The sequence below is a fragment of the Corallococcus terminator genome, assembly GCF_003611635.1.
Lineage (GTDB): Bacteria > Myxococcota > Myxococcia > Myxococcales > Myxococcaceae > Corallococcus > Corallococcus terminator.
This window is the reverse complement of the sequence record NZ_RAVZ01000377.1, coordinates 1-8,800: the sequence shown is the minus strand read 5'-3', so window position 1 is coordinate 8,800 and position 8,800 is coordinate 1. Positions and strand designations below refer to the sequence as shown.

The following is an 8,800-nucleotide window of genomic DNA, read 5'->3' as shown; positions in this document are numbered from 1 at the left end:
GCTCGCCGCTGACGGAAGGGGTGCTGGGACACTCGCGCTGCGACGTGCCTTGAGATGAGCACGTCGCAGCGCGAGTGTCCCAGCACCCCTTCCGTCAGCGGCGAGCTTGGCCGCGCCGAGGACATGCCCAGGGTCAGCAGGTCGGAGTCGCGCTCGAGAGCCTCCGCCAGGATGCCCTCCTCCGGGTCGCCGGTGCGCACGCGGATACCCAGCTCACGGCCGGTCTCCCGGTACGGCGCGAGGAAGCGCCAGAGGGCCTCCCGTGCCGTGTTCTCACGCTCCTGGCGCAACCGCAGCCACTGCTCCAACGGCGCGTCCTGGCGCCGCAGCACGGCTTCCTCCTCGCGCGTGTCCATCACGTGCAGCACCTCGATGGGCGTCGAGGCCGGGCACAGGCGCATGGTCAGCTCCAACGCCCGCCGCGACTCACGCGAGAAGCTCACCGCGACGAGGGGCCGGTGGTACACGCGGCCCGGGTGCGGCGCCACCACCAGCACGGAGGCGTCCACCTCGCGCACCAGGCGCAGCACCGTGGACGTGTCGGGCAGCGGCACCACCGGGTATTTCGGGGGCGGCCGGCCCACCACCAGCATCTCCGTGCCCTGGTCCTTGGCCAGCTCCGCCGCGACGTTCGACACATCCCCGACGCGCAGCTCCTCGCGCACGTCCACGTCCGGCCGCTGTCGCAGCCGGCGACACGCGGATGCCACCGACCGGCGCAGACAGCGCTCCCCGGCCACCGTGCCGTCGGGGCCGTTGTGGCCATCCAACGGTGGGCTCACGTGCAGCACGCTGACGGAAGCCCCCTGCGCCAGCGGAAGCCTCAGCGCGCGGGCCAGCGCGAACTCCGACTGCAGGGAGAAGTCCATCCCCACCACCAACCGCTTCAACCCCCGCAGGGGCCGGGGCAGGCCCTCCGGCAACAAGGGCAGACCCCGTCGGGAAGTCACATTCGTTCTCATCTCGGCTCCCTCCTTCCACGACCTGGCGGCGCGGACGTCCGGGGCGGGGCGGCATTCCACTCACGCGCTCGGGCAGGACGTCGGTGCACGGCGTCACGGGCTCCGCCTCACGCGCAGCCTCATGCACATACATTCAGGCCGGTCGGTGGATGTGCCACCTGTATCCCAGGGACGCCACTCCCGCGACCAGGCAACGGGGCCCCGGTGCCCGGCCGTCCCAGGCAACAGGACGACGCGCGCGTCACCCGCCCGACGCTGTCCGCTGTAACGTTTTCAGGGCGCCGATCCGTTTCGTGCACCGTGACGCGGGCAGGCGTGCGACCGAGGTCGCGGATTCAAACCCTTGGAACGTCCAGTGTTGAACACTGTCGCGGGGAAGCCCCTCGCGACGCGCGGCCAGCCCTTTGCAAAGACCTCCGCTCGGCAAGACGCCTTGCCATGGGCGGCGGGTTGGACGGCAGGAAGCAAGGGAGCGGGACATGCGCGGGGTCATCACGGGTCGTGAGGTGGTTGCCAACCTGGGGCTCATCTACCGGGAGTTCGGCACAGCCTGTGTGCTGCGCTGCCTCTGGGTGATGGTCAGCGGCAAGTCCACCACCTTTCTCGAGGTCGCGTGTCCCTGCGAGAAGATGCGCAACTGAAGCAGCAGCCCGTCACCTGAAACAGCTCGGGCCACGAAGAAGCACGATGGCTTTTCGCGGCCCGAACGGTTCGACGCCTGACTTCACCAGGAACTAGCGCTGATACGGATCCGCGTCACCGCGACGCACTTCCTCGCGCTCTTCCTTCTTGTCCTTGATGGCGTGCTTGATGTCCTCGACCACGCCCTTCACCTTGCCCTTGATCGTGTCGGCCTTGCCTTCGGCCTCCAGCGAACGGTCGCCGGTCGCGACACCCACGGTTTCCTTCACCTTGCCCTTGGCCTTGTCGGTCCACTCGCCCATGGCGTCCTCCTGCTTCGTTGTGTGAATCGTTGGTGAAGACAACGTGTGCATGACGCAGGCGGCCGGCAGGCGCCGATGGCCCGTCCGCTCGGCTGCCCTCCTCGCGATGATCCGCCCGGCCAGAGCAGGCGGCGGTGTCGAGCAACCGACAGCCCTCAAGGACGAGCACCGACACGCTCCCCGCCCAGCCTACCCGTCGCGTCCCTGTGTTCCCCGGAGACCGGGGAGTCTCTGGCACAAGAAGAAGCAGTGTCGTTGACGCACCCGCTCTTCGCCCTCAGGCTGATGCTTCCCCTGGATCATCCTCCCGATGAATCAACCCACGACCCCGACCGCGGAAGCGCTGCTCTTCAAGCTGCTGATGCTGCGAACGCTCGTCGTGACCGTGGCGGTGGCGCCCGCCATCTACGTCGACATGCAGTTGTTGGACGTGGATTCGGGTTCGCTGGGCTTCGTGCTGGGCGTCGTCACGCCCATCGTCATTGGCGGGCTGGCGCTGGTCGTGCCCATTGGCGCGGTGGGCGCGCTGTTGCGGCATGCGCTGCATGAAGCGCCGGGCAACGCGCCGCAGCGGCTGCGCCGGCTGTTGCGGCTGCCGGGCATCCTGACGTTCGTGGAGGCGCAGGCGGGCTGGTTCCTGGGCGGCATCTTCTTCAACGGCGCCATCGGTCTGGCGTTGGACCGTCCGCCGCGCGTCATCCTGGTGGGCGTGGCGGTGGCGATGAGCGCGGGCCTCTTCAGCGCGCCGCTCATGTACATGCTCTATGAGCGGACGCTGGCGGCGGTGACGCTGGAGGCGTTCCGCCGCGCGCCGCACGAACGCCCCGCGGGGGTAGGGATGTTCCTGCCCCGGCAGAGCTGGTTCCTGCCGGCCATCGTCGTGTCCGCGCTGCTCATCACCTGCATCACCAGCATCGCCACGTTGCAGTTGCGGCTGGAGAAGAACCTCAACGGGCTGGCGGATGACCTGGAGCTGTCGGGCGACTACCGGGGCGCGGCGCGGGTGCGCGCGCGCATCGTGCCGTTGCAGGAGGACCTGACGACGCCGGTGGCGCTGCTGGGTGGGTTCGCGGCGCTGGGCGCCATCTTCACCGCGGCCTGGGCGGCGCGCCGGCTGGCGCAGGGAGCGAAGGCGATTGGCGCGTCCCTGGATGCGCTGGTGGAGGGCCGCGCGTCGCCGCCGCAGTGGGTGTCCACGGACGAGTTGGGCGACCTGTCCGCGCGCACGTGGCTGCTCTACGAACAGTTGCAGGAGCTGCCCCGGTCGCTGCGCTCGTCGGCGGGGCACCTGGCACAGGCGGGCACGCGGCTGACCGAGGCGAGCGACCAGCAGAACCGCACGATGTCGCGGCAGGCGGTGGCCATCCACCAGGCGCGCACCACGGCGCAGGAGATCCAACAGACGTCGAAGCTCGCGGCGAGCCGCGCGGGGAACATCCTGGAGGTGGCGGAGCGCGCCGCGGCGATGGGCCGGCTGGGCGAGGAGTCGCTGGCGGGCACGGAGAAGGGGCTCGCGGACATCCTGGACCTCACGAACGGCCTGCACCAACAGGTGAGCGACCTGGGCACGCGGGCGCGCGAGGTGGGCCGGGTGTCGGAGGTGGTGAAGTCGCTGGGGGACCAGTCGCACATGCTGGCCATCAACGCGGCCATCGAAGCGAGCCGCGCGGGCGAACAGGGCCGGGGCTTCGCGGTGGTGGCGCGGCAGATGCGCGAACTGGCGGACCAGTCCATCAAGGCGACGGGCCAGGTGCGCGGACTGCTGGAGGGCATGGAGACGGCCACGGGCGAAGCGGTGGCGACGGCGGACAAGAGCGCCCAGGGCGTGGAGGCCGCGCTGGTGCCGCTGCGCAAGAGCGGCGAGCGGCTGCGCGAGCTCATCTCCCTGTCCCAGGAGTCCGCGTCCGCGGTGCGGCAGATCGCCGAGGCCGTGGCCCAGCAGCACGCGGGCGTGGATCAGCTCTTCAGCGCGGTCAGTGAGATGGACGAGCTGATGGCCGCCACGCTGCGCCAACTGGGCACCACGCAGGAAGCGGCGACCGCGGTAGAGCAGGCCACGGGGCAGGTGTCGCAGTTGGCGACACGGTACGTGTCCTGAGCAGGGCCTTGCCCTGCACGCACAGGGCCCGTTAGCCTCCGCGTCGGTCGAAAAACGGCGGACCGGTTCGGTGAGCCCCGGTCACTTCCACGGTGGAAGCACTTGTTCGACCTCCCTCGGGAGGAAGAACCCTCGGCCCTCTGACGGCACACGTGTGCCTTCGCGAGGCTCGCCATGAAACTGAATCACCTCGACCTGCAGGTCCCCGACGTCCAGGCCACCGCCCGCTTCTTCACGCGCTACTGCGACTTCACGTCGCACGCGAAGAACCACGACTCGCCCGCCATCGCCATGCTGTCCGGACCGGATGGCTTCGTGCTCATCCTCCAGCGCCGCAAGCGCGACACGGACACCTTCCCGGAGGACTTCCACGTCGGCTTCCTCCAGGACTCCGAAGCCCCCGTGCTCGCCTTCCAGGAGCGCGTGAAGGCCGACGGGCTGGAGGTCTCCGATGTCATCCGCAACAACCGGGGCACCCTCGTCTACTGCCGCGCTCCGGGCGGCATCCTCGTCGAGGTCAGTTGCCGCCCCGGCGCCTCCTGACGCACACCGGGACTCCGGAACAAAGACAGACACCCGGCGCTTCAGCCCGCGAGGGCCTGGGGCGCCGGCTTCGCGTCGTCCTCCAGCGGCGGCACGTAGGGCCAGCCCGGCAGCGCGCCCTTCCCTGCCTCGCGCGTCAGGTAGTCCGCCGCGATGTTCGCGCTCTCCATGATGGTGAGCAGCCCGCTTCCCGGGTGCGTGCCGCCGCCCACGAAGTACAGGCCCTCCACCTGCGCGTTCTTCACGCGGGGCCGCAGCGGGCCCAGTTGCAGCCACGTGTGCGACAGGTTGAACACCGCGCCCCGGAACACGTTGAAGTCGTCCCGCCACGTCTCCGCCGTGAAGTAGCGCTCCGCCTTCACGTGCTCGCGCACGTTCTTGATGCCCACCTTCTCCAGCATCTTCGGGATGCGCTCGCGCAACGTCGCTTCCGTCTTCGCCCAGTCCACCGGCCGCGCCGTGTTGGGCGTGGGCACGAGCACGTACAACGTCGAGTGCCCCTTCGGCGCCCCCGTCCCCGTCGTGTCCGACACACCCGGGTTGCACACGTAGAAGGGCGGGTCGTCCACGTCCACCGACCGGTCCTCCAGCGCGTCCCGGTCCGTGCGCCGCGCACTCTCCGACAGGTAGATGAGGTGGTGCGGCAGGTCCGCGTACGTCGTGTCCAGCCCGTAGTACGCCATGAACGTGCTGCACGAATACTTCGCCCGCTCCAGCGCCGCGTCCGTCAGCCTCCCACCTTCACGCGCCTCCGGGGCCAGCAGCTTCTGCGCCGCGTACGCCAGGTCCGCGTTCACCACCACCGCGTCCGCGTCCAACACCTCGCCGCCCGCGAGCTTCACGCCCACCGCGCGCCCCGCCTCCACGCGCACGCGCTCCACCGGCGTGCCCATGCGGAAGGTGACGCCCAGGTCCTGGGCACACTTCATCATCCCGCGCGCCAGCGCTCGGAAGCCGCCCTGCACGTGCCACACGCCGAAGGCCAGCTCGATGAAGGGAATCACGCTGAACACCGACGAGCACGTCGTCGGGTGCAGGCCCAGGTACTTGGACGGGTACGCCAGCGCGTATGTCATCCGGTCGTCGTGGAAGAACGAATCCAACTGCTTGTAGAGCGTCTGCCACGGCTTGAAGCGCAGCGTGGGGGCCAGCCGCCAGGGCGCGTAGTAGCCCAGGCTCCCCGCGTTCGTGCAGATGAACTTCTCGTACGCGAGCGCGTACTTCTCCCGCCCATCCTCCATCCAGCCCTTCAGCGCATCGCCCTTGCCCGCGCCGAACTTCTCCAGCTCCTGCCCCATCCGCTCCACGTCGCGCCGCGTGTCCAGGTGCGTGCCGTCCCAGAAGTGCACGCGCGTGTTCGGATCCACCGGGCTGAGCGTGACGTAGTCCGCAAGCCGCTTGCCCGAGCGCCGGAAGATCTGCTCCAGCACGCCGGGCAGTTGGAGGATGGACGGGCCGGTGTCCACCGCGTACTCGCCATCCTCACCCAGCGTGAGTCCCTTCATCCGGCCGCCCGGCACCGCGTCCTTCTCCACCACGGTGACCTGGAAGCCCTGCCCGGCCAGGTTGATGGCGACCGACAGCCCTCCCGGCCCTGCGCCCACGACGATGACGTGCCGAACCATGGTCCTCACGATGCCCGGCCTCGTGCCGGCTGGCGACTGCTCCGACGGTACGGTCCAGGCGAAAAAGAGTTTCCCTTCCGGGATTCATGGCCGCTCGCCGGGCGTTCCTCCGGGGACGCAGCGCTCCCTTCACCCGGAGCGTTTTCTAGAAGACGGGGCAACATCCTGAATCCCCAGGGGGCTCCACGTCCTGTAGCGTGCCACGCGCATCCATGAATCCCACCTCGGAGGCCCGCCCACAGGAAGTCCTGCTGTTCACCCTGGAGCGGCAGCGCTACGGCCTGCCCGTGCAGGACGTGCGCGAGCTGGTGCGCGCCGCCCGCCTCACGCACCTGCCCCAGGCGCCTGACGTGGTGGAGGGACTGCTCAACCTGCGCGGGGAGCTCATCGCCGTGCTGGACCTGCGACGCAGGTTCCGCCACCCCGCACGCCCCCTGTCCCCCATGGACCACTTCATCATCGCCACCACCGGCCAACGCCCGGTGGCGCTGCGGGTGGACCGCGCGGAAGGCCTGCGCGTCATCGCCTCCGACGAATGGGACGCGTCCCCCGGGGAGCTGCCCGGCGTGGGGTACGTGGCCGGCGCCGCGAAGCTGCCCGACGGGCTGGTGCTCGTGCACGACCTGCGCTCCTTCCTCTCCGAGGCAGAGGCGCTGCAACTGGACACCGCGCTCGGAGCCCGGCCGGAGACCGCTTGATTGGCGGCATCCTGTCGTATGGCTTCAGGGAAGTGCTCGCCCTGGTGGAGGAGCGCGCGGGGCTCGCCGCGCCCAGTTGTCTGGCCGCCGCCGAGGAAGGCATCCAGCGCGCCATGGCCCGCGCGAACCTGACGGACGTGGAGGCCTACCGGCATCAGCTCGCCGTGAACAACGCGCTGCTGGACGACCTGCTCACTGAACTCACCATCGGTGAGACGTACTTCTTCCGCACCCACGAGCACTTCGATCACCTGCGCCGCGTGGTGCTGCCCGAGCTGCGCGAACGCCGGGGCCCGGAGCACCTGCTGCGCGCGTGGAGCGCGGCCTGCTCCTCCGGCGAGGAGCCCTACTCCATCACCGCGCTGCTGATGTCCGAGGGCTGGGAAGACCACATGACCGTGCACGCCACGGACGTGTCGCGCACGGCGCTCGCCCGCGCCCGCGAGGGTCGCTACACCGACTGGTCCCTGCGCGGCCCTTCCGCGGACCGCATGCGCGCCCACCTCAAGCAGGAGGGCCGCCACTACCTGCTCAACCCGGACGTGAAGCGCCACGTGCGGCTGGGCTACCTCAACCTCGCGTTGGAGACGTGGCCCTCCGCAGAGAGCGGCATCTGGCAGTTGGACGTCATCTTCTGCCGCAACGTCCTCATCTACTTCAACCACGCCACCATCGAAGGCGTGGCGCGCCGCCTCTTCGCCGCCCTGGACGACGGGGGCTATCTGTTCTCCGGCCCCTCCGACCCGCCGCTGGGCGACTACGCCCCCTTCGAGGCCGTGCTCACCGACTGGGGCGTGCTGTATCGCAAGCCGCTCGCCGGACACGCCACGCACTTCGTTCCCCTCCAGCCCCTGGCGCCCCTGCGCGCGGACGGCACGCCCTTCACCCCGGGACGCTCGGGTACTTCGGCCGACGCCGCCCGCTTCGCTCCGGCATCGGGACCGTCGTCGGGCTCCTTCGACGCGTCCCGCTTCGCTTCAGGTCCGGTTTCACGACCGTCAGATTCGTTCGAGGGTGGCCGCTTCACTTCAGCTCCGGCATCGGATTCCTTCGACGCGTCCCGCTTCGCTTCGGGTGCGGTTTTGGGGGAGGCCTCGGGGTCGTTCGGGGGCGCGCACTTCGCTCCGGATCAAGCGGCGGGTTCCTTCGATAGCGCCCGCTTCGATTCGGGCGAGGCCTCCGGGTCCTTCCCGGTCTCCAACACCTTCGAGGCACGCGCCACGCAAGCAGCGGTCCCGCTCCGGCCGGTGGCCTCCGCGCCGAAACCCGCCGCCCGTTTCGAGCTGAGCGTGGAGGCGCGCGAAGGCGTGCGGCAGGCCCTGGCTCGCGGGGACTGGCGCGAGGCCTCCAAGCGGGCGGGCGCTCAAGCGGTCGACCCGGACCAGGCTTTGGAAGCAGTGCGCACGCTGGCCAACCTGGAGCCCCGCGCGGCGGTGTTCGCGTGCGGAGAGGCCCTGGTTCGTCACCCGCTGGTCGCCGGTCTGCGGTATCTGGAGGCGCTGCTGCTGCTGGGACAGGCGCGGCTGCCCGACGCGGAGAAGTCCGCCCGGCAGGCGCTCTACCTGGAGCCGGGGCTCGCCGTGGGGCACCTGCTGCTGGGCCATGTGCTGCGCCGGCAGGACCAGTCCTCCGCCGCCGCGCGGGCGTACCGGGAGGCCGAAGGGCTGTGTCGGAAGTTGCCGCCGGAGGCGCTGGTGCCGCTGGCGGAGGGTGAACGGGCGGGAGCCCTGGCGGACGTGGCGCGCGCGGAATGGCGGCGCCTGGAGCTTGAAGGCGGAGGGGCGAGCTGATGCCGAAGCGCGAGGGAGTCATCGACTGGGAGAAGGCCCGGGCCCGGCTGGAGGAGCTGGAGCGCGCCACCGAGGCACGCGAGGCCTTCTCCGACGAAGCGGCGAGCGAACAGCTCGACGCACGCGCACGCGCCCTGGCC

Annotated in this window: 8 protein-coding genes; 5 read left to right on the top strand and 3 right to left on the bottom strand. The window is 70.2% G+C overall.

What is annotated here, in order from left to right; genetic code table 11:
* Nucleotides 1-962: universal stress protein (locus D7V88_RS35185; protein WP_147448989.1), on the bottom strand; the 962-nt coding region annotated here is incomplete at its 3' end.
* Nucleotides 963-1,441: 479 nt separating this feature from the next.
* On the opposite strand from D7V88_RS35185, the gene D7V88_RS43700 reads away from it, so the two are divergent.
* Entirely contained in the window at nt 1,442-1,603 is a 162-nt protein-coding gene (locus tag D7V88_RS43700; RefSeq protein WP_167508789.1) for a hypothetical protein, read from the top strand.
* Nucleotides 1,604-1,696: 93 nt separating this feature from the next.
* Here D7V88_RS43700 and D7V88_RS35180 read toward each other — a convergent pair whose 3' ends face one another.
* Complete coding sequence (locus D7V88_RS35180; RefSeq protein WP_120544974.1) at nt 1,697-1,906, bottom strand: CsbD family protein; 210 nt, start codon at nt 1,904-1,906, stop codon at nt 1,697-1,699.
* A 310-nt stretch (nt 1,907-2,216) separates the two neighbouring features.
* Here D7V88_RS35180 and D7V88_RS35175 point away from each other — a divergent pair, with 310 nt between their 5' ends.
* Both D7V88_RS35175 and D7V88_RS35170 read left to right on the top strand, forming a co-directional pair.
* Nucleotides 2,217-4,004 (top strand): methyl-accepting chemotaxis protein, encoded by a 1,788-nt coding sequence (locus tag D7V88_RS35175; protein ID WP_120544973.1) that lies wholly within the window; start codon nt 2,217-2,219, stop codon nt 4,002-4,004.
* Nucleotides 4,005-4,178: 174 nt separating this feature from the next.
* Nucleotides 4,179-4,547, top strand: a complete 369-nt coding sequence (locus D7V88_RS35170) for a VOC family protein (protein WP_120544972.1) — start codon at nt 4,179-4,181, stop codon at nt 4,545-4,547.
* Nucleotides 4,548-4,588: 41 nt separating this feature from the next.
* Here the strand turns inward: D7V88_RS35170 and D7V88_RS35165 are convergent, their stop codons facing one another.
* Nucleotides 4,589-6,172, bottom strand: coding sequence for a phytoene desaturase family protein (locus tag D7V88_RS35165; protein WP_120544971.1), 1,584 nt, complete (start codon nt 6,170-6,172; stop codon nt 4,589-4,591).
* Between the two features lie 212 nt (nt 6,173-6,384).
* On the opposite strand from D7V88_RS35165, the gene D7V88_RS35160 reads away from it, so the two are divergent.
* Together D7V88_RS35160 and D7V88_RS35155 are read left to right on the top strand one after the other, a co-directional pair.
* Nucleotides 6,385-6,870: a chemotaxis protein CheW gene (locus D7V88_RS35160; RefSeq protein ID WP_120544970.1), complete on the top strand. Its 486-nt coding sequence runs from the start codon at nt 6,385-6,387 to the stop codon at nt 6,868-6,870.
* Nucleotides 6,867-8,660: a CheR family methyltransferase gene (locus D7V88_RS35155; RefSeq protein ID WP_120544969.1), complete on the top strand. Its 1,794-nt coding sequence runs from the start codon at nt 6,867-6,869 to the stop codon at nt 8,658-8,660. Before D7V88_RS35160 ends, D7V88_RS35155 begins: the two co-directional genes overlap by 4 nt.
* The last annotated feature ends 140 nt before the right edge of the window (nt 8,661-8,800 follow it).

Bases quoted from the DNA above. Each gene is read 5' to 3' on its own strand.
- D7V88_RS43700 (WP_167508789.1), top strand. From the start codon at position 1,442: ATGCGCGGGGTCATCACGGGTCGTGAGGTGGTTGCCAACCTGGGGCTC.
- D7V88_RS35180 (WP_120544974.1), bottom strand. From the start codon at position 1,906: ATGGGCGAGTGGACCGACAAGGCCAAGGGCAAGGTGAAGGAAACCGTG.
- D7V88_RS35175 (WP_120544973.1), top strand. From the start codon at position 2,217: ATGAATCAACCCACGACCCCGACCGCGGAAGCGCTGCTCTTCAAGCTG.
- D7V88_RS35170 (WP_120544972.1), top strand. From the start codon at position 4,179: ATGAAACTGAATCACCTCGACCTGCAGGTCCCCGACGTCCAGGCCACC.
- D7V88_RS35165 (WP_120544971.1), bottom strand. From the start codon at position 6,172: ATGGTTCGGCACGTCATCGTCGTGGGCGCAGGGCCGGGAGGGCTGTCG.
- D7V88_RS35160 (WP_120544970.1), top strand. From the start codon at position 6,385: ATGAATCCCACCTCGGAGGCCCGCCCACAGGAAGTCCTGCTGTTCACC.